The organism is Streptomyces sp. IMTB 2501 (genome assembly GCF_001953885.1).
In the GTDB taxonomy this organism is placed as follows: Bacteria; Actinomycetota; Actinomycetes; order Streptomycetales; family Streptomycetaceae; genus Streptomyces.
Genome location: NZ_MQUS01000019.1, coordinates 69,662 through 88,747, shown reverse-complemented (window position 1 = coordinate 88,747; position 19,086 = coordinate 69,662). Strand labels below are relative to the sequence as shown.

Sequence of the window (19,086 nt, the reverse complement as noted above, 5' to 3'; positions counted from 1 at the left end):
GATCACAGCAGATCGGAGTGCTCGATGAGTGGAAGATCCCGTGCGGCCGTGCTGCTCGCCGCCGTCATGGCCTTCGGTGGTGTCCTCGTCCCGTCCGCGCACGCCGCGCCGAAGGCTCCGAGGACCGCGGTCCTGGACGGCGGTCGCCTCCAGCAGACCCGCGCCCGCCTCGACCACGACCCCCAACTGCGGCGCATGCTCAAGGACTTGACCACCCGCGCCGACGGCTGGCTGGACCAGGGCCCCTGGACGGTCGTCGACAAGCCGAAGCCCGCGCCCGGCGGCGACGTCCACGAGTACCTGAGCCAGGCCCCCTACTGGTGGCCCACCACCGAGCCCACCACTGACAACCCGTGGGGCTGCCCGTACGTGGAGCGCGACGGCCGGCGCAATCCGGAGGTCGACAGCGGAACGGACCGGCAGGACGTCGAGAAGGTCTTCGACTCGGCATACGACCTCTCGCTCGCCTGGTACTACACCGGCAAGCGGGTCTACGCCGAGAAGGCCGGGCAGATCCTGCGCACCTGGTTCCTCGCCCCGGCAACCCGGATGAACCCCGATCTGAACCACGCCCAGTTCATCCCGTGCAAGTACGACGGCCGGTCCATCGGCATCATCGACTTCTCCCAGTCGTACACCAGCGTCCTCGACGCCCAGGCGATCCTGGCCACCGGCGCCCCGGGCTGGAGCGCCGGGGACCGTACGGCCATGGGCAAGTGGAACGCCGACTTCCGTGACTGGCTGAAGAACAGCGACTTCGGTCACCAGGAAGGCTCCGCCGCCAACAACCACGGCACCTTCTACGACATGCAGCTCGCCGCGCTCGCCTACGCCACCGGGGACGCCGCCCTCGCCCGGCGGGCGGTGCTCGATGCGCGCGCCAGGCGGATCGACCCGCAGATCGCGGCCGACGGCGGCCAGCCGCAGGAACTCGCCCGCACCCGCAGCTGGCACTACTCCACCTTCGACCTGGTCGCCTACACCCGGCTCGCGGCCATCGGCCGGCATGTGGGCGTGGACCTGTGGTCGTATCGGGGCCCGGACGGGCAGAGTCTGTTCAAGGCCGTCGACTATCTGCTCCCGGCCGCGACCGGCGCCGCCGCGTGGTCGCATCCGGAGCTGGAGTTCCACCGGTACGCGGCCACCGACGTCGTGCACGCGGCGGCCGACGCGGGAGATGCGGTGGCCCGGGCAGCCGTGCCGAAGCTGGACGTGCCGCCCGGCGGAGACCTGTGGGCGCTGCGGCCCGCCGCCGAGCAGCTGGACTCGATAGCGGGCTGAGCGGGCCCGGGCCAGGGATCCTGAGCGGTCGCTTAGTATGTATCAGTCTCAGTAGCGATGTTCAGGAGCCCCACCCGTGACCGCCGAAGCCCCGATCGCGCCCGCCGTCTCCTTCGGCCGGCTGATCCCCGTCACCGTGCACTTCGACGACCTCGACGCGCTCGGCCTCCTGCACAACGCCCGCTACCCGCTGCTGGTCGAGCGCGCCTGGACCGAGCTGTGGAACACGTACGGCGTCCGCTTCGACGGCGACTGGCACGCGGCCGGAGACGCCTGCAACGCGGTCCGCGAACTGCGCATCGGCTACGAGGCGCCGGTGACCAGCCCCGGCACCTACGCCGTCCACCTCTGGCTGGAACGGCTCGGCACCACCGGACTCACCTACGGCTTCCGCTTCTGCTCGGCGGACGGGGCGCAGACCTACGCCCAGGGCACGCGCGTGCTGGTCCGGCTGGACGCGTCGACCCTGCGGCCCGCGCCGTGGACCGACGCCTTCAGGGCCGTGGGTCGGGAACTGCTGCGGCAGGCCGGCTGACCTCGGTCCGGCCGCCGCGCTCGGCCGTGCGCAGCACGCCCGCGAACACCGCGAGCCCGCAGGCCAGCGCCGTCACCACACAGAACGACACCACCAGACTGGTCGCCTGGGCCACCCCGCCGATCAGGCTGGGGGCGATCAGCCCCGAGGTGTACGTGATCGTCGCCACGCCCGCTATGGCCTGACTGGGGTTCGGTCCGGCGTGCCCGGCCGCAGCGAAGCACAGCGGTACGACGACCGCGATGCCGAGGCCCATCAGCGCGAACCCGGTCATCGCCACCACCGGATATCCCGCGAGGACGATCAGCAGACCGCCCAACGCGGCCAGCACACCCCCGGCGCGCACGGTGCGCACCGCGCCGAATCGGTTCACCACCGCGTCTCCGCTGATCCGGGCGATGGCCATGGTCAGCATGAACCCGGTGGTCGTGGCCGCCGCGACAGCAGCCGACGTGTCCATCCGGTTCCGCAGGAACACCGCGGACCAGTCCAGGCTCGCCCCCTCCGCGAACACCGCGCAGAAGCCCACCGCGCCGATCAGCAGCGCCGGCCGGGGCGGCAGCGCGAACCGCGGCGGCGGCTCCTCGTCGTCGGCCGGCTGCACGTCCAGGACCCAGCCGGCGGCCAGCACGCCGAAGGCGGTGAGGGTGGCCGCCGCCAGCGTGAAGTGCAGACGTGCGTCCGCGCCGAGGTGTGCGGCAAGGGTGCCCGCCGCCGAGCCGGTCAGGGCGCCCGCGCTCCACATGCCGTGCAGCCCCGACATGATCGACTTTCCGAGCAGCCGCTCGACCTCCACGCCGAGCGCGTTCATGGCGACGTCGGCCATGCCCGAACTCGCGCCGTACGCGAAGATCGCCAGGCACAGTGTGTACAGATTCGGCGCGAGGGACGGCAGGGTCAGCGACAGTGTCCACAGCGCGATCAGGCCGCGCAGCGCCGTACGGCTGCCGAAGCGATGGCTGATCCGGCCCGCCAGCGGCATCGCGCACGAGGCGCCGAACGCCCCGAAGGCGAGCGCGAAGCCGAGCTGCCCCGCGCCCAGCGAGGCATGGTCCTGGATCCACGGCACCCGGGTCGCGAACGAGCCGGTGACGGCGCCGTGCACGGTGAACACCGCCGCCACGGCGTACCGGGCGCGTTTCACCTCGCGGTGCTCGTACCCCACGTCCTTCATCGTCTGCCCTCCCCGGGTGGCCGCCGCCCCGCTGACGCGGCGCAAACTATCAGGGACCCTGCCTGATAGATAGGGAGTTTTGTGGCCGTCCCGTGCCGCGTGGATCTGGGAGGATTCCCCGTCATGCCCGCATCGCCCAGCACCGCCCGGGCCATCAACGACCGGCTCGCCCTGAGCCTGCTCCAGCAGGAAGGCCCGCTCACGGCAGGCCAGTTGAAGCAGCTGACGGGGCTGTCCCGGCCGACGGTCGCCGACCTCGTGGAACGGCTCGGCGCCGCCGGGCTGATCACGGTGGTCGGCGAGTCCGGCGAACAGCGCCGGGGCCCCAACGCCCGGCTGTACGGCATCGTCGCCGACCAGGCTCATCTGGCCGCGCTCGACGTCCGTACCGGAGGTGTCGACGTCCTGGTATCCGACCTGGTCGGGCGGGTGCTCGCCGAGACGTCCGTGCCGATCGGCGGGGACACCGGGACCGGACCGGCCGTGGAGCAGGCGGTGGCCGCGGTGGAGCGGACCGCGAAGGAGGCCGGGGCCATGGGGGCGCCTGCCCGCGAGGGTGTGCGTGCGCGGGGGAGGCTGCACACCGTCGGTATCGGCGCGCCGGGCCTCGTCGACCCGGCCACCGGCGATCTGCGCGACTTCGGCGGCCTGCCCGCCTGGCACCGCAGCCTGGCAGTCGCCTTGCAGGAACGGCTGCCCGGGGCCCGTGTCACCGTGGAGAACGAGACCAACCTCGCCGCCCTGGCCGAACAGCGCGAGGGCGCGGCCCGGGACCGCGACACCTTCGTGCTGCTCTGGCTGGGGCACGGCGTCGGCGCGGCGGTCGTCCTGGACGGCACGCTCCGCCGCGGCGCCTCGGGCGGCACCGGCGAGATCGGCTTCCTGCCGGTCCCGGGCACCGGCTCCCTTCCATCGGCTCGGGACTGCGACGGAGGCTTCCACTCGCTGGCCGGAGCGGCGGCCATCGGCTCGCTGGCGGCGGAGTACGGCCTGCCGGTCCCGGCCACGATGGACGGACCGGGCGCCGCGGAGGTGATCCGCGAGGCCGTGGCGGAAACGGCGGGCGAGGACGACCCCGCGGACGCGGCGCGCTCCGATGCCGAACGGCCCGCCGACCGCTTCCTGCGCACCCTCGCCGACCGGATCGCCGTCGGGGCCGCGTCCGTGGTGGCCGTACTCGACCCGGGCTGCGTGGTGCTGGGCGGAGAAGCCGGTCAGGCCGGCGGCCCGACGCTCGCCCGGCTCGTCGAGAAGCGCCTCCGCCACATGTCACCCCTGCGCACGGAGGTGCGGGCCGGCACCCTGGGCGGCACGGCGGTCCTGCGCGGTGCCCTGCTGACGGCCCGCGACCACGCCCAGGACGAACTCTTCGCACCCTCGGACCGGAACTGACCGACCGGGCTCGGCCCAGCCCTGCCGCCCGGCCCCGCTCCCTCTGCCCCTCGCCGTCAGGCCTCGAACCGCCGCCCCAGATAGTCCTCGAACGTCGTCTTGCCCACGGCCTGTTCGGGTGCCAGCAGTCCGCCCGCGCGGGCGGCGCGGTAGGTCCGGCCGAACAGTGGTACCTGTGCCACGGCCTGGCGTCGGCCGGTCGCGTGGAGGTAGGCACGGGCCAGCGAGTCGAGGGTCCGGACTTCGGGGCCGCCCATGTCCGCCACCCGGCCGGCCGGAGCGGCGAGCGCCAACTCGGCCAGGTGGTCCGCGACTTCGCGCACCTCCACCGGCTGGTCCGGGACCCCGGCCGGGACCAGCATGACGGGCGGCTTGGCCAGCCCGCCGAGGATCGTGACCAGCAGGTCGTGGAACTGGGTCGTACGCAGGACGGTCCAGTCGAGTCCCGATGCCTCGATCCGGCGCTCCACGGCCAGTTTGGTCCTGTAGTAGCCGAGGGGCACCCGGTCGATGCCGACGATGGAGATGTAGACCAGATGGCCCACTCCGGCTCGCCCGGCCGCCGCGATCAGCCGCTCCGCGGCCTCCTCGTCCCCGCCGCGCGGTGAACTCGCGCAGTGCACCACGGTCTGCACACCGGCGAGCGCGGCGTCCAGCCCGCTCCCGCCCACGCGCAGATCGACGGCGTACGGCTGTGTGTTGCGGCTGAGCACCCGCACCTCGTGCCCGTCCGCCCGCAGCCGCTCCGTCACCCGCCGCCCGAGCGTGCCGGTCCCGCCGGTCACCAGGATCGTGGTCATGCTGTTCGCCCCTTCGGACTCCGTGTGCCCCCGATCGGAGCACCCTCGTCCACTGAGACCGCTCAGCCCCCGGGAAATGTGACATCGGCCGAATGCCGCACATGGCAGGTCGGCACCGGACTCGGCGGGCGGGGGCTGGCGGTCCGGCGGCGGGCAAGGGCCGTCGTCACCGCCACCGGACCCGTCCGCACCCTAAAAGGACTAGACCATTGCGGTCAATGGGTCCGGACCACGGTCAATCCTCCCTGGCAGTAAGGAAGTTGTACGCCGCGAATGCGCCGCGCAAGGCCCATGACACGCACTGTGAGGGAGCCCACACCCCTCGCATGTCTGCATGGGCACCCGGCGTGGCACACTGGCTCTGTACCAGAAGCAGCGCACTCCGGGGTCGGTGAAAGTCCGAACCGGCGGTTACAGTCCGCGACCCGGTCGCTTCCAGCGGCCGGTTGACCAGGTGAAATTCCTGGACCGACGGTTAAAGTCCGGATGGGAGGCAGTGCGCGGCGGGCGGGCATGCACACATGCGCGCCGCCGACTCTGGACTCGTCCGTACGGGACGGGTCCCTCTTTCGGCGTCGCCCCGGTGTGCTCAGTGCTCACCCGTACATTCTGTCGTCATCGACAGGCCCCGGAGTCCGTGCCCGAAGAGGCAGGAGGACCCGGGAAGTGTTCACCGGAATCGTCGAAGAGCTGGGTGAGGTCACCGCCGTCGAGAACCTCGGCGACGCCTCCCGCTTCAAGCTCCGTGGCCCCGTCGTGACCGAGGGCGCGCAGCACGGCGACTCCATCGCCGTGAACGGGGTCTGTCTCACCGTCGTGACGCACGAGGGCGACGAGTTCACCGCCGATGTCATGGCCGAGACCCTGAACCGCTCCAGCCTCGGCGCGCTCACCGTCGGCTCCCGCGTCAACCTGGAGCGCCCCATGGCCGTGGGCGCGCGCCTCGGCGGGCACATCGTGCAGGGCCATGTCGACGGCACCGGTGCGGTGCTGGAGCGCAAGCCCTCCGAGAACTGGGAGATCGTGAAGATCTCGCTCCCCGCGGACCTCGCCCGCTATGTGGTCGAGAAGGGCTCCATCACCGTCGACGGCATCAGCCTCACCGTCGTGGAAGCCGGCCCGGACCACTTCTCCGTCAGCCTCATTCCGACCACCCTCGACCTGACCACACTCGGCGTGAAGCAGCCCGGCGACCCGGTCAACCTTGAGGTCGACGTCGTTGCCAAGTACGTCGAGCGCCTCCTCGGCGACCGCGCCCAGGGAGCGGGCAAGTGAACTGGCTGAACTCCGAGGCCTTCACCCTCTTCGGCCAGCGCATCATCTGGTCGGACATGGTGGGCAACATCCTCGGCCTGATCACCCTCGCCCTCGGCTGGCGCCGCTCCCTGTGGACCTGGCCCGTGCAGTTCCTCTCCGGGCTGGTCCTCTTCGCCGCCTTCTACGGCCATCTGACCGGCAGCGCCGGCAAGCAGACCGTCGTCATGGCCGTAGCGCTGTACGGCTGGTGGCAGTGGCAGCGCAGCAAGGGCGGTTCCGCCGACGGCCACATCGCCCCCCGCTTCGCCACCTGGCGCGAGCGCGCGGCGATGCTCGGCACGGCCGCCGCCGGCACGGTCGCGGTGGCCCTGCTCTTCACGGCCTACCCGTCCCTGTCCTGGGACCCCTGGCCCGACGCCTACATCTTCGTCGGCACCGTCGTCGCCATGTACGCCCAGGCCAAGGGCATGGTCGAGTTCTGGATCGCCTGGCTGCTCGTCGACCTCGTCGGCGTCCCCCTCAACTTCGCCAACGGCTACGCCTTCTCCGGCTTTGTCTACGTCATCTACGGCGCACTCGTCCTGTGGGGCATGCGCGACTGGTGGCTGCGCTCCCGCCGGAGCCCGCAGCCCGTCCTGGAAGGAGCCCCGGCATGACCTCGGCACCGCCCCTGTACGCCACGGACACCATCGAGAACTTCGGGCTCGACCCCGTCGAGCAGGCCATCGCCGACATCGCGGCCGGCCGCCCGGTCGTCGTCGTGGACGACGAGGACCGGGAGAACGAGGGCGACCTCGTCGTCGCCGCCGAGAAGGCGACCCCCGAGATCGTCGCCTTCATGATGAGCGAGTGCCGGGGACTCATCTGCGCCCCCATGGAGGGCCCGGAACTGGACCGGCTGCGGCTGCCGCAGATGGTCGAGGACAACACCGAGTCGATGAAGACCGCGTTCACGGTGTCGGTCGACGCCTCCGCCGCGCACGGCGTGAGCACCGGCATCTCGGCCGCCGACCGCGCCACCACGCTCCAGCTGCTCGCGAGCGGCACGGCCGAGCCGACGGACTTCGTCCGCCCCGGCCATGTCTTCCCGCTGCGGGCCAGGTCCGGCGGTGTCCTCGTCCGCAACGGCCACACCGAGGCCGCCGTGGACCTCGCCCGGCTCGCGGGGCTCCGCCCGGCCGGTGCCATCGTGGAGATCGCCGGCGAGGACGGCCGGATGCTCCGGCTGCCCGAGCTGATCCCGTTCGCCCGCAAGCACGGCCTGACGATCATCTCCATCGAGGACCTGATCGCCTACCGCCGCAGCAGCGAGCCCACCGTCCGCCGCGAGGCCGAGACCCGACTGCCCACCCGGCACGGCACGTTCACCGCCTACGGCTACCGCTCCACCGTCGACGGCGTCGAGCATGTCGCCCTGGTCCACGGCGAGATCGCCGACGGCGAGGACGTCCTGGTCCGGGTCCACTCCGAATGCCTCACCGGCGACGTCTTCGGCTCCCTGCGCTGCGACTGCGGCCCCCAGCTGGACACCGCCCTGGCACGCATCCAGGACGAGGGCCGCGGCGTGGTGGTCTATCTGCGCGGCCACGAGGGCCGGGGCGTCGGCCTGCTGTCCAAGCTCCGGGCGTACGAGCTCCAGGAACAGGGCCGCGACACCCTCGACGCCAACCTCGAACTCGGCCTGCCCGCCGACGCCCGCGACTACGGCGCCGGCGCGCAGATCCTCGCCGACCTCGGCGTGCGCAGCGTCCGGCTGATGACCAACAACCCCGACAAGACCGACGCGCTGCTTCGCCACGGCCTCAAGGTCACCGGCCGCGAGCCCATGCCGATCCAGGCCGGCGAGCACAATCTCCGGTATCTGCGCACCAAGCGCGACCGGATGGGGCACGACCTGCCCTGGCTGGACACGCCTGCCGTGACCGCCTCCGCGGCCGCGGTCGCGGCCACCTGCGGCAACAAGTAGGCAGTAAGCAGTAAGCAAGAAAGCACAAAGGCACGAAGGAGACACGTGAGCGGCAAGGGTGCACCGGAGCTGTCCGTACGCAACGCGAGCGACCTCAGGGTCGCCGTCATCGCGGCGCAGTGGCACGTGCAGGTGATGGACGGTCTGGTGAACGGCGCCCTGCGCGCCCTGCACGACCTGGGGATCGACGAGCCGACCCTGATCCGGGTCCCCGGCAGCTTCGAACTGCCGGTCGCCGCCAAGGCGCTGGCCGGGCGCGGCTACGACGCCGTGGTCGCCCTCGGCGTGGTCATCCGCGGCGGCACCCCCCACTTCGACTACGTGTGCCAGGGCGTCACCCATGGCCTCACCCAGGTCAGTGTCGAGACCGGCGTCCCCGTCGGCTTCGGCGTGCTCACCTGCGACACCGAGGAGCAGGCCCTGGACCGGGCCGGCCTGGAGGGCTCGAACGAGGACAAGGGCCACGAGGCGGTGACCGCCGCTGTCGCGACCGCCGCCACGCTCCGCTCAGTATCTGAACCCTGGCACTGAGGTACGGACCGGAGCGCGTAGGGTAAGGACCACCATGTCCAAGAAGACGTTCGAGGAGCTCTTCACCGAGCTCCAGCAGAAGGCCGCCCACGGCGATCCCGCCACCTCCCGCACCGCAGAGCTGGTCGGCAAGGGTGTCCATGCCATCGGCAAGAAGGTCGTCGAAGAGGCCGCAGAGGTCTGGATGGCCGCCGAGTACGAGGGCAAGGAGGCGGCGGCCGAGGAGATCTCCCAGCTGCTGTACCACGTCCAGGTGATGATGGTCGCCCGCGGGATCTCCCTGGACGACGTCTACGCCCATCTGTGAACCGCCCGCTGTGCAAGCCGTACGAGCCGTAGAAACCCCTTCACGCAAAGGAAGCCGACCTCATGCTGCGCATCGCCGTCCCCAACAAGGGTTCACTGTCCGGCCCTGCGGCGGACATGCTGCATGAGGCCGGCTACCAGCAGCGCCGCGAGTCCAAGGAACTGCGGATCGTCGACCCGGAGAACCAGGTCGAGTTCTTCTACCTCCGCCCCCGCGACATCGCGATCTACGTCGCCTCCGGCCGCCTCGACATGGGCATCACCGGCCGCGACCTGCTGATCGACTCCGGCGCCGACGCCGAGGAGATCCTGCCGCTCGGGTTCGCCCGCTCCACCTTCCGCTTCGCCGCCAAGCCGAACACCGCGAACGGCATCCAGGACCTCAAGGGCAAGACGGTCGCCACCTCCTACGAGGGCATCGTCGCCGGGCACCTCGCCGACAGCGGCATCGACGCCTCCGTCGTCCACCTGGACGGCGCCGTGGAGACCGCGATCGAGCTGGGCGTCGCCGAGGTCATCGCCGACGTCGTGGAGACCGGCACCAGCCTGCGCAACGCCGGCCTGGAGGTCTTCGGCGAGCCGATCATGAAGTCCGAGGCGGTCGTCATCCGCCGCAGCGGCGCCGACACCGAGGAACCGAAGGTCCAGCAGTTCCTGCGCCGCCTCCAGGGCGTCCTGGTCGCCCGGACGTACGTGATGATGGACTACGACTGCCGCGTCGAGCAGCTGGAGAAGGCCGTCGCGCTCACCCCCGGCCTGGAGTCCCCGACCGTCTCCCCGCTGCACAACGAGGGCTGGGTCGCGGTCCGCGCCATGGTCCCCGCCAAGGAGGCGCAGCGGATCATGGACGACCTGTACGCCATCGGTGCCCGCGCCATCCTCACCACGGCCATCCACGCCTGCCGCCTGTAAGGGACACGCACAAGATGTCCGAGACTCCCACCCTTCCCGTCACCTTCCGGCCGGGCCACACCCGGGCGATCCTGCTCACCGCCGGCGTCGTGATCTTCCTGACCGTCTCCTCGATCGGTCTGCTGCTGGAGCAGCTCGGCCCGGGGGAGCGGGCGAGCTTCGCCGTCACCGGAGCGCTGATCTTCTGGGTCCTGGCCCTGCTGGCCCGGGTGAAGGTCGTCGCCGACGAGTCCGGCGTCACCGTGGTGAACATCGCCAGCAAGCGGCACCTGGACTGGGCGGAGATCCTCCAGGTGAACCTCCGTCCGGGCGATCCCTGGGTGTTCCTCAACCTCAGCGACGGCACCAGCCTGCCCGCGCTCGGCATCCAGCCGGGCCTCGCCAAGCAGCGCGCCATCGCCGACGCGCAGGCCCTGCGGGCCCTCGCCGACGCCCGCTCCACGGCCCGTCCGACGGAAGATCAGGGCTGACTGGGGGGTGCCTACCCTGCCCGAGCGGCCCGTGTCTTGATTAATCTGGTGGCGGAGGCCCTTTCGCTGCGCCTCCGCCCCTTGACGCCACCCGGTGCACAGGGGTTCCTGCTACCCGAGGAGTGACTCCCTCCAGCGATGGACGGATCGTCCTGTAGTACCTGCGCCGCCCCGACCCGACATACCGGGAAGGCGGTGGCAGCGTGACCATCTCCCTGCTGCTCCTCGGAGCAGCTTTCCTGTTGATCCTCGCCAACGGCTTCTTCGTGGCGGCCGAGTTCGGCCTGGTGACGGTCGAGTCGACGGACGCCGAGCAGGCCGCCGCCGACGGCGACCGACGGGCCCGCCGGGTCGCCGAGTCGCTCAAGGAGCTGTCCTTCCAGCTCTCCGGCACCCAGCTCGGTATCACCATCACCTCCCTCGTCGTCGGTATGCTCGCCGAACCGGCGCTGGCCCGGCTGCTGCGCGGCCCGTTCGCCGCCCTCGGCATCCCCGACGGAGCCGTCTCCGGCATCGCCGTGGTCGTCGGCATGCTGCTGGCCTCCGCCGTCCAGATGGTGGTCGGCGAGCTCGTGCCGAAGAACTGGGCGGTGTCCAAGCCACTGCAGGTCGCCCGGTTCGTGGCCGGCCCGCAGCACCACTTCTCCCGGCTGTTCCGCCCGGTGATCGCCGCGCTCAACACGGTCGCCAACCGGCTGGTGCGCGCGCTCGGAGTCGAGCCGGCCGTGGAACTGGCCTCCGCCCGTACCCCCGGCGAACTGGTGTCCCTCGCCCGGCACTCCGCCCAGGCCGGTGCCCTGGAGCAGGACACGGCCGACCTGTTCGTACGCACCCTGTCCCTGGGCGAGCTGACCGCGCAGCACGTCATGACCCCGCGGGTGAAGGTCAGTGCCCTGCAGGACTCGGCCACCGCCGAGGACGTCGTGAACCTCACCCGGGCCACCGGACTGTCCCGCTTCCCCGTCTACCGGGAGAAGATCGACGAGATCGTCGGCATGGCCCACCTCAAGGACGCCCTCGCCGTCCCGGTGCACGACCGGCTGCGCACCCCGGTGACCCGTATCGCCCGCAAGGCACTGCTGGTCCCCGAGACCCTGCCGGTCCAGCCCCTGCTCGCCCGGCTCCGCTCCGAGCAGCCCATCGCCGTCGTCGTCGACGAGTACGGCGGCACGGCGGGCGTGGTCACCCTGGAGGACATCGTCGAGGAACTCGTCGGCGAGGTCCGCGACGAGCACGACGCCACGGACGTCCCCGAGCTGGCCGCCGCCCCGCCCGAGGACGGCAGGCCCGCCTGGGACGTCGACGGCAGCTGTCGCGTCGACATCCTCCAGCGCATAGGCCTCGACGTACCCGAGGGACCTTACGAGACGGTCGCCGGACTCGTCGCCGACGTACTGGGCCGCATCCCGGCCCCCGGCGACCGGGCCGAACTGCCCGGCTGGCGGCTCTCGGTCCGCCAGGTCGGCCACTACCGCGCCGAACGGGTCCGCCTGGTCAGGACGGCCCCGGCGGCGAACGTGATGGAGGCCGCCCGATGAGCGTCCTCCAACTGGTCTTCGCCGCACTGCTCGTGCTCGCCAACGGCTTCTTCGTCGGCGCCGAGTTCGCGCTCGTCTCCGTCCGCCGCAGCCAGATCGAACCGCTGGGCACGGCGCGGGCCCGCCAGGTCCTCTACGGCCTGCAGCGCCTGCCCCAGATGATGGCCGCGGCCCAGTTCGGCATCACCGTGTGCTCCCTGACGCTCGGCGCGGTCGCCGAGCCGACGGTGGCCCATCTGCTGGAGCCGGCATTCGAGGCGGTCCACCTCCCGGACGGCATGGTCCACCCGCTCGGGTATGTGATCGCGCTGGCAGCGGTGGTCTTCTTCCACCTGGTCATCGGCGAGATGGTGCCGAAGAACCTGGCGATGGCGGCACCCGAGAAGGCCGCGCTCTGGCTGAGCCCCGGCCTGGTGGCGTTCGCCCGCCTGTGCAAGCCGATCACGGTGGCCCTCGGCGCCTGCGCCCAGGCCATCCTGCGCCTCTTCCGGGTCGAGCCCAAGGACGAGGTCGAGGCCGTCGTCACCAGCGAGCAGCTCAACCGTCTGCTGGAGGACTCCGGCCAGGCGGGTCTGCTCGACCCCGAGGAGCGGGAGCGCCTGGAGGACGCCCTGGAGCTGGGCTCCCGCCCGGTGACGGACGTTCTGCTGCGCCGCGAGTCCCTGGTCACCGTGACCCCTTCGGTCACCCCGGGCGAGATCGTCGCGCTGACGGCCCGCACGGGGTACTCCCGCTTCCCGGTCGCCGCGACGGACAAGGGCCCCTTCATGGGGTACGTCCACGTCAAGGACGTCCTGGACCTGGAGGAGTCGGACCGCGCCGTCCCGCAGCACGTCTGGCGCCCCATGGCGACCCTCCGGGCCGAGCTTCCGCTCGACGACGCCCTGACCGTCATGCGCCGAGCGGCCACGCACCTGGCCCAGGTCGCCGGCAGCTCCGGCAAGGTCCTGGGCCTGGTCGCCCTGGAGGACGTCCTGGAGCTGCTGGTCGGAGAGGTCCGAGACCCGGCCCACCGGGCGACGGCGGACGTGACGGTGGCGGAGCCGAGGGTGAGCGGCGAGCCGGAGGAGGCGCTGGCCACGTAGACCGTTGTCGCCTGCGGGTGCGTGGGGGGCTGGTCGAGCCCGTGCGGCGGAGCCGCATATCGATACAGCCCCGCGCCCCCCGGGGGGTGCTGCCCGCCCCCTACATCGCCGACGGATCCTGGGGCCCCCGCCCCGACAGCACTTCCCCGTACGCCTGCATCAGGTCCGGCAACCGAAGCGTGGCCAAGTCCTCCCTGGACAGGGAACCCGCATAAGTGGACAGCCGAAGATCCCGATACGCACAGCTCTTCTCGTACAGCGTCCGCAGAAACCGCCCGTTGCCCAACTCGTCGATCCACCCCTGCTCGACCACATGCCCGGCGATCGAGCGCAGCTCGTCCTGTGCCTCCTCGTCCCAGACGTCCCCGTTCTCCGCCGCCAGCACCTTCCCGATCTCGGTGAGTTCCTGCGGCCGGTAGGAAGGGAAGTCGACGCGGGTGGTGAAACGCGAGGACAGCCCGGGGTTGGCGGCGAGCAGCCGGTCCATGCCCTCCGGATAGCCGGCCAGGATCACCACCAGATGGTCCCGGTTGTCCTCGGCCCGCTTCAGCAGCACCTGCAAGGCCTCGTCGCCGTACGCGTCGCCCTTGCCGTACCCGGAGTTGGACAGCGAGTACGCCTCGTCCACGAACAGCACCCCGCCGATCGCGGAGTCGATCAGCTCATTGGCCTTCACGGCCGTCTGCCCGAGATACTCGCCGACCAGATCGGCCCGCTGGGCCTCCACCAGGTGGTCCCCGCCGAGCAGGCCCAGCGCGTAGAAGACCCGGCCGAGGATCCGGGCCACCGTGGTCTTCCCCGTCCCCGACGGCCCCGAGAAGACGAAGTGCCGTTTCGGCGGCTGTACCGGCAGCCCCTGCCCGGCCCGCAACCGGGCCATGTTCAACTGCGCGGACAACGCCTTGACCTGGCGTTTCACCGGCTCCAGCCCCACCATGCGCTCCAGCTCGGCGAGCGCCTCCTCCAGCAGGGCGGGATCGGTCGGTCCGGCCGGGATCGGCGACGAGGAGGTCCCGGTCTTCAGCCGTACCGTCGGGTCCGCCACCGACGGCAGCGGTCCGGTCGGCAGATCCGGCTCCGGCAGCCGCAGATCACGGCCCTCGGTGCCGAAGAGCGGATCGAAGCCGTCCGGCCCGTCCACGCTGTCCTGCCCGGCACCGGTCAGGGTGATCGCGGCGAGGTCGGCGGTGTCGTCGTACCCGTCGCCCTCGGCGATCGCCGCCAGCCGCGCCGAGGTGTCCATGAAGGCGGGGTCGACGCGGTGCACGGCCCGGTACAGGGGGAGCGCGGCCGCCGAGCGCCCCGTGCCCTCGTGCGCCCGGGCCAGCCAGTAGCGCAGTTCCTTGCGCTGCGGCTGCTCGCTGCGGCAGCGCATCAGTGCCGCCGAGAGCAGCGGCTCGGCCTGGCCGTACATCTCCAGCCGGACTCGGGCCATGCCACCGAACAGACCCGCCTCGATGCCGAGCATGGCGTCGTCCAGCAGCGGGTCGGTGTGCCGTACCAGCTGCTCCCAGTCCTTGACCAGATAGGCGCGGCAGGCGTGCAGGAAGCGCACCTGGGGGTCGGTGTCCACCGGCGGGAGTCCGGCCAGGGCGCGGTCCAGCTCCGGTACGTGCCGGCCGTCCAGCCAGTGCGAGGCGTGCGCGAGTAACAGATCACGTGGGCTCTCCAGCACCGGCTGCACCCACCAGCCCAGCCAGTACCAGGAGTTGAGCGTCCTGCGGTGCCGGGCGCGCTGTTCGCCGAAGCGATCTCGGTGCCGGAACATCCTGAGCAGCGAGGTCGTCGTGTCGACCCGCAGCGCGTGCAGCCCGAGCCAGCCGTCCGCCATCCCCGGATCCATCCGCACCGCGGCGCGGAACTCCTCCTCCGCCTGCGGATAGGCGCCCATCGTGTAGGCGTCCACCCCCCGCAGCCAGGCCAGGTCGGCCGGGGCCTCGGGGCCCTGCGTGCCGAAGTCCATCCCGTCCCCCCACAGACCGTGCCCCCGTGGTTCACCACCGGGCGATCGCCCGGCTGCCGCCGCGGCCGAACCACCGTGCCGCGGACCGGAGTTACCGGTGCAAGGCATTCTCGAAGGTCGCACCGAGGGCATCGTACCCGCGCGACGACCACGTGCCGAAGGGGGCCGCACAGGCCGTTTGACGAGGTGGGAGCAGACGGGGCGCGCGCCGCTTCGTGACCCAGGGTGAGCGGATCGGTGCGGGGGGCGCCTGGAAAAGTGCGGACAAGCAGAACGAAGCCCCCGATCACGGGGGAACAACCGGGGGCTTCGCGTCTTTGGGCGGCTCCGAATCACCGCACATTGAGAACGTAAGACCTGTACGGCCCCCGGGTCAAGCCGAGTTGGAGCACTCGGAGAAGTTCCCCCACAAGGGTCTTCACAACTTCACCACAACGGGGAGGGTCCGTCACTCTGGGTCACGCTTTGGTTCGAACCAGGGGTTGACCCGGGCCCCGGAAGCACCTCGTACCCCGTCGATGTCTGCAGCACCAGGAGATCGGCATGGGGGCGCGAGGGGTCCGAGGAGAAGTGTGCGCGCTCCGCCGCGACCCATCCGTCCCAGAACTCCCGCTGCTCCGCCCCGTCCCGCGACTGCCCCCGCGTCCAGGACTCCTCCCGGGGCAGCTCCATCCACAGCAGCAGGGCCAGATACGGCCGCAGTGCCCGGCGGCCGGCGCCGACGCCCTCGACGAGGACCACGGGTGCGGCCGGCAGCGGGCGCGGGGCGGTGAACCTGCGGGCACGCCAGTCGTAGGGCGTGTAGTGCGCGCTCACGCCGCGGGCGAGCGGCCGGATCGCCTGGGCCGTGAGCCGGTCGGTCCACGTGAAGAGCTGCTCGTGGCTGGCGATGTCGTCGAGATGCAGCACCGGAGCCCCGCCGAGGGCCGCGGCCAGGTGCCCGGCGAAGGTGGACTTTCCCGAGCCGGCGTGCCCGTCGACGCCGATCAGCCGGACCGGCCCGAGGGAGGGGGGAAGCCCGCGCAGCCGGGCGGCGAGGTCGCGAATGGTGGTTCCCCAGGGGTGGGTCGATGCGGGCGGTTTTCCGGAAACAGTGTAGTGGTGGCCCATAGCGGCAGGGCCGTGCGGGCCGGCGGGCCGGAAAGGTCGTGGTTTGAATCATCGGCTGGCAGCCAGTCAATCGCACGGATAAACATTCGCGAATCCCCTGACCGATATGTCGAATTCGGCGTTCCGGGGCTGCCCGCCGCTGAGTATGGTGCCTCCAGCGCAACTGCTGTGCGTCGTACGGGGACTGGCAGGGGGACATGGTCGCGGAGTTATTCGAAGGGCACTATGTGTGGCATCCGGCGGCCGACGACCGTGTCCTGGCGAGCGTATGCGTCGATGTGCGCGCCGGACGTTATCGATACGCGCACGAGGCGCTCGCCGAGACGCGTTCCGACTTCGCCCTGCGCGCGCATCGCTCGCTGGTCCTCGCCTCCGAGGCGGCCGGCACCGATCTCGTCGAGCGCTGGCTCACCGAGGAGCCGACGCCCGAGGCCGCGCTGATGTGGGCCCGGGTCGCGGTGCAGCGCGCGCTGCGGGCCGCCGACGCGCGCGACGAGCGGGCCGAGGCGCTGGAGCGGATCGCGCTGACCGCCTGTGACCGGGCCGCCGCCATGGCCCCCGAGGACCCCACGCCCTGGGTCGCCAAGCTCGCCATGGCCCGGTTGCACCGGCTGCGCGACCCGGCTCCGCAGGGCCTGCTCACCGCCCCGCCCGGCCCCTGGCGGCTGTTCTCGCACATCCTGTCGCTGGACCCGTGGCACCGTGAGGGCCACCACCGCTTCCTGTCGTGCTTCTTCACGCGGTACGGCGGCTCGGTCAACGCGGCCTGGGACGTGGCCGCCTTCCTCAGCCAGCGGGCGCCCGCCGACTGCCCCCTCCGGCTGCTGCCCCTGGTGGCCCTGGTGGAGAGCTACAACCCCACCCAGCTGCTCGCCGACCGCATCTGGGAACAGCCGCAGTGGCGCTCGACCGCGCTGGCGATCTACCAGAACTGGCTGCCCGCGGTGGCCGATTATCGCTTCACTCCGGTGCTCGACCTGGCCTACCTGGCGCATGCGCTGGTCATGGCCCAGCGCGAGTTCGAGGCCCGGGCGGTGTTCATGGCGATGGGTCCGTACGCCTCGCGCATGCCCTGGAGCGCCTTCGGTGATCCGGCCGAGCAGCTCTCCCGGGCCCGGCGCGCCTGTGGCCTGCCCGTCCCGCGCCCGGACTGACCCCTGTTCGTCCCTTTTTCCACCCCCCTCGAGAGAAAGGCCGATCTGTGTCGGAACGGATGTCGACCCCACGGGCGAAGGCCCGCGCGGGAGAAGGCGCGGTCGTGCTGGACGACGACGCGACCCTGCACGCGATGGGCTATCCGCGGAAACTCACCCGGCGCTTCCAGGCGTTCGACAATTTCGCGATCTCCTTCACCATCATCAATATCCTCTCGGGTATTTTCTCGTCCTTCGGATTCGGTATGAATGCGGGTGGACCCCGCATTCTCGTATTCGGCTGGATCGGTGTCTGCGTCATGGTGCTGCTCATCGGTGCGGCCATGGCGGAAGTCGCCTCGGCCTTTCCGACGAGCGGCGCCCTGTATTTCTCCGCCGGTAAACTTGCAAAGCGGCACAAGGGTGCCTGGTCCTGGTTCACGGGCTGGCTGAACTTCGTCGGCCAGATCGGCGGCACCGCGGCCACCGGGTATGCGGCCGCCACCTTCATCCAGGCCTTCATGCATCTGCAGTGGCCCTCCTACCAGCCGACCGCGCACCAGACGGTGCTGATCACGGCCCTGATCATCGTCGTGCAGGGCCTTGCCAACACCTACACCGTCCAGCTCGTCGCCGTACTGAACCGCATTTCCGTGTGGTGGCTGCTGATCGGACTCGTCGTGATCGTGGGCGCACTCATAGTGATGCCCGATCACCATCAGCCTGCGTCGTTCGTGACCCATTTCGAGAACAACACCGGCTTCACGAGCGGGCTTTACGGCGGCATGCTCGGCCTGCTGGTCACGAGCTGGACGTTCACCGGGTTCGACGGCAGCTTCCACATGTCCGAGGAAACGGTCCACGCGACGGTCAACGCGCCCAAGGGGATCACGCGGGCCATCGGCTATTCGGCGATCACCGGCCTGATCCTGATGCTGGCATTGGTCTACAGCATTGGCGACTACGCCAAGGTGGCCGGTTCGGACGCGCCGCCGGTCCAGATTCTCATCGACGGCCTCGGACTCGGCACGGCGAAGGTGATGCTGCTCATCGTCATCGGCGCGATGCTCTTCTGCGGTCTCGCCAATCTCACCAGCAACACCCGGCAGATCTTCGCGTTCTCCCGCGACGGTGCCATGCCCGGCTCCCGCTGGTGGCACTCGGTCTCGCCGCGTACCCGTACACCCGTGAAGGCGGTGTGGCTCGCCGTGGTGTGCTCGCTGGCCCTGGTCGTGCCGGGCTGGTGGTCCCACACCGCCTTCACCGCGATCGTCAGCGTCAACGTGGTCGGCCTCTTCCTCGCCTACGCCGTGCCGATCTTCCTGCGGCTGCGGCTCGGTGACGAGTTCCAGCCCGGGCCGTGGCACCTGGGCCGCTGGGGCCGGCCGGTCGGCTGGCTCGCGGTGATCTGGATCGTGCTCAGCAGCGTCCTGTTCATGCTGCCACAGGCCTCGCCGATCACCGTCGACTCCTTCAACTACGCGCCGATCGCGCTGGCCGCGGTCCTGGTCGTGGCCACGGTGTGGTGGTTCGCCACGGCCCGCCGCCGCTTCCAGGGGCCGATCAGCTATGGCCGCCCCGACGAGGTCGCGGCGATGGATCTCATCTGACAGCGCCGCTGCCGCCGCGGGCG

18 protein-coding genes and 1 riboswitch are annotated in these 19,086 nt (G+C 71.1%); of the genes, 14 read left to right on the top strand and 4 right to left on the bottom strand.

The genetic code is table 11. The features are described 5' to 3' along the window. Positions 1-24: 24 nt before the first annotated feature. Entirely contained in the window at positions 25-1,281 is a 1,257-nt protein-coding gene (locus AV521_RS28955) for an alginate lyase family protein (protein WP_076092279.1), read from the top strand. A gap of 76 nt (positions 1,282-1,357) precedes the next feature. Continuing rightward, on the top strand, positions 1,358-1,816 hold the full coding sequence (locus AV521_RS28950; RefSeq protein WP_076092278.1) for a thioesterase family protein: 459 nt from the start codon (positions 1,358-1,360) through the stop codon (positions 1,814-1,816). On the opposite strand, the gene AV521_RS28945 is transcribed toward AV521_RS28950, so the two are convergent. Then, positions 1,776-2,990, bottom strand: a complete 1,215-nt coding sequence (locus AV521_RS28945) for an MFS transporter (RefSeq protein ID WP_076092276.1) — start codon at positions 2,988-2,990, stop codon at positions 1,776-1,778. The genes AV521_RS28950 and AV521_RS28945 overlap by 41 nt on opposite strands. A 123-nt stretch (positions 2,991-3,113) precedes the next feature. On the opposite strand from AV521_RS28945, the gene AV521_RS28940 reads away from it, so the two are divergent. Then, complete coding sequence (locus tag AV521_RS28940) at positions 3,114-4,382, top strand: ROK family transcriptional regulator (protein ID WP_076092274.1); 1,269 nt, start codon at positions 3,114-3,116, stop codon at positions 4,380-4,382. Positions 4,383-4,438: 56 nt separating this feature from the next. Here the strand turns inward: AV521_RS28940 and AV521_RS28935 are convergent, their stop codons facing one another. Continuing rightward, positions 4,439-5,182: an SDR family oxidoreductase gene (locus AV521_RS28935; RefSeq protein ID WP_076092272.1), complete on the bottom strand. Its 744-nt coding sequence runs from the start codon at positions 5,180-5,182 to the stop codon at positions 4,439-4,441. Positions 5,183-5,555: 373 nt separating this feature from the next. Next, positions 5,556-5,686: riboswitch (FMN riboswitch) on the top strand. 162 nt (positions 5,687-5,848) lie between these two features. Between AV521_RS28935 and AV521_RS28930 the strand changes: the two genes are divergently transcribed. From AV521_RS28930 to AV521_RS28890, 9 genes are all read left to right on the top strand, one after another. After that, entirely contained in the window at positions 5,849-6,457 is a 609-nt protein-coding gene (locus AV521_RS28930; protein ID WP_076092270.1) for a riboflavin synthase, read from the top strand. Further along, positions 6,454-7,095 carry a nicotinamide mononucleotide transporter family protein gene (locus AV521_RS28925; protein WP_076092268.1) on the top strand — a complete coding sequence of 214 codons (642 nt, stop codon included), beginning with the start codon at positions 6,454-6,456 and terminating at the stop codon, positions 7,093-7,095. The genes AV521_RS28930 and AV521_RS28925 overlap by 4 nt, the downstream gene beginning before the upstream one ends. Next, positions 7,092-8,405 (top strand): bifunctional 3,4-dihydroxy-2-butanone-4-phosphate synthase/GTP cyclohydrolase II, encoded by a 1,314-nt coding sequence (locus AV521_RS28920; RefSeq protein ID WP_076092266.1) that lies wholly within the window; start codon positions 7,092-7,094, stop codon positions 8,403-8,405. Before AV521_RS28925 ends, AV521_RS28920 begins: the two co-directional genes overlap by 4 nt. Positions 8,406-8,450: 45 nt before the next feature. Further along, positions 8,451-8,936: a 6,7-dimethyl-8-ribityllumazine synthase gene (gene ribH / locus AV521_RS28915; RefSeq protein WP_023552152.1), complete on the top strand. Its 486-nt coding sequence runs from the start codon at positions 8,451-8,453 to the stop codon at positions 8,934-8,936. 34 nt (positions 8,937-8,970) lie between these two features. Further along, on the top strand, positions 8,971-9,243 hold the full coding sequence (locus AV521_RS28910; protein ID WP_023552153.1) for a phosphoribosyl-ATP diphosphatase: 273 nt from the start codon (positions 8,971-8,973) through the stop codon (positions 9,241-9,243). Positions 9,244-9,305: 62 nt separating this feature from the next. Further along, the gene (gene hisG / locus AV521_RS28905) at positions 9,306-10,154 is read left to right on the top strand and encodes an ATP phosphoribosyltransferase (RefSeq protein ID WP_076092264.1); all 849 of its coding nucleotides are present in this window, start codon (positions 9,306-9,308) and stop codon (positions 10,152-10,154) included. Positions 10,155-10,168: 14 nt separating this feature from the next. Then, a complete protein-coding gene (locus AV521_RS28900; protein ID WP_076092262.1) occupies positions 10,169-10,624 on the top strand; it encodes a PH domain-containing protein in 456 nt (151 codons plus the stop codon). A gap of 203 nt (positions 10,625-10,827) precedes the next feature. Then, positions 10,828-12,162, top strand: a complete 1,335-nt coding sequence (locus AV521_RS28895; protein WP_076092260.1) for a hemolysin family protein — start codon at positions 10,828-10,830, stop codon at positions 12,160-12,162. Next, the gene (locus tag AV521_RS28890) at positions 12,159-13,247 is read left to right on the top strand and encodes a hemolysin family protein (protein WP_076092258.1); all 1,089 of its coding nucleotides are present in this window, start codon (positions 12,159-12,161) and stop codon (positions 13,245-13,247) included. The genes AV521_RS28895 and AV521_RS28890 overlap by 4 nt, the downstream gene beginning before the upstream one ends. Positions 13,248-13,347: 100 nt before the next feature. Here the strand turns inward: AV521_RS28890 and AV521_RS28885 are convergent, their stop codons facing one another. Together AV521_RS28885 and AV521_RS28880 are read right to left on the bottom strand one after the other, a co-directional pair. Beyond that, a complete protein-coding gene (locus AV521_RS28885) occupies positions 13,348-15,210 on the bottom strand; it encodes an AAA family ATPase (protein ID WP_076092256.1) in 1,863 nt (620 codons plus the stop codon). 426 nt (positions 15,211-15,636) lie between these two features. Further along, positions 15,637-16,320, bottom strand: a complete 684-nt coding sequence (locus tag AV521_RS28880; protein WP_256725711.1) for a uridine kinase — start codon at positions 16,318-16,320, stop codon at positions 15,637-15,639. A gap of 197 nt (positions 16,321-16,517) precedes the next feature. Here AV521_RS28880 and AV521_RS28875 point away from each other — a divergent pair, with 197 nt between their 5' ends. After that, positions 16,518-17,474 (top strand): hypothetical protein, encoded by a 957-nt coding sequence (locus AV521_RS28875; protein WP_179023454.1) that lies wholly within the window; start codon positions 16,518-16,520, stop codon positions 17,472-17,474. Between the two features lie 47 nt (positions 17,475-17,521). Further along, positions 17,522-19,063, top strand: a complete 1,542-nt coding sequence (locus tag AV521_RS28870) for an amino acid permease (protein ID WP_076092252.1) — start codon at positions 17,522-17,524, stop codon at positions 19,061-19,063. Positions 19,064-19,086 lie beyond the last annotated feature (23 nt).

Excerpts from the sequence above, each read along its gene's own strand:
- AV521_RS28955 (WP_076092279.1), top strand. The coding sequence starts at position 25 with ATGAGTGGAAGATCCCGTGCGGCCGTGCTGCTCGCCGCCGTCATGGCC.
- AV521_RS28945 (WP_076092276.1), bottom strand. The coding sequence starts at position 2,990 with ATGAAGGACGTGGGGTACGAGCACCGCGAGGTGAAACGCGCCCGGTAC.
- AV521_RS28940 (WP_076092274.1), top strand. The coding sequence starts at position 3,114 with ATGCCCGCATCGCCCAGCACCGCCCGGGCCATCAACGACCGGCTCGCC.
- AV521_RS28935 (WP_076092272.1), bottom strand. The coding sequence starts at position 5,182 with ATGACCACGATCCTGGTGACCGGCGGGACCGGCACGCTCGGGCGGCGG.
- AV521_RS28920 (WP_076092266.1), top strand. The coding sequence starts at position 7,092 with ATGACCTCGGCACCGCCCCTGTACGCCACGGACACCATCGAGAACTTC.
- AV521_RS28910 (WP_023552153.1), top strand. The coding sequence starts at position 8,971 with ATGTCCAAGAAGACGTTCGAGGAGCTCTTCACCGAGCTCCAGCAGAAG.
- hisG (WP_076092264.1), top strand. The coding sequence starts at position 9,306 with ATGCTGCGCATCGCCGTCCCCAACAAGGGTTCACTGTCCGGCCCTGCG.
- AV521_RS28900 (WP_076092262.1), top strand. The coding sequence starts at position 10,169 with ATGTCCGAGACTCCCACCCTTCCCGTCACCTTCCGGCCGGGCCACACC.
- AV521_RS28890 (WP_076092258.1), top strand. The coding sequence starts at position 12,159 with ATGAGCGTCCTCCAACTGGTCTTCGCCGCACTGCTCGTGCTCGCCAAC.
- AV521_RS28885 (WP_076092256.1), bottom strand. The coding sequence starts at position 15,210 with ATGGACTTCGGCACGCAGGGCCCCGAGGCCCCGGCCGACCTGGCCTGG.
- AV521_RS28880 (WP_256725711.1), bottom strand. The coding sequence starts at position 16,320 with ATGGGCCACCACTACACTGTTTCCGGAAAACCGCCCGCATCGACCCAC.
- AV521_RS28875 (WP_179023454.1), top strand. The coding sequence starts at position 16,518 with ATGGTCGCGGAGTTATTCGAAGGGCACTATGTGTGGCATCCGGCGGCC.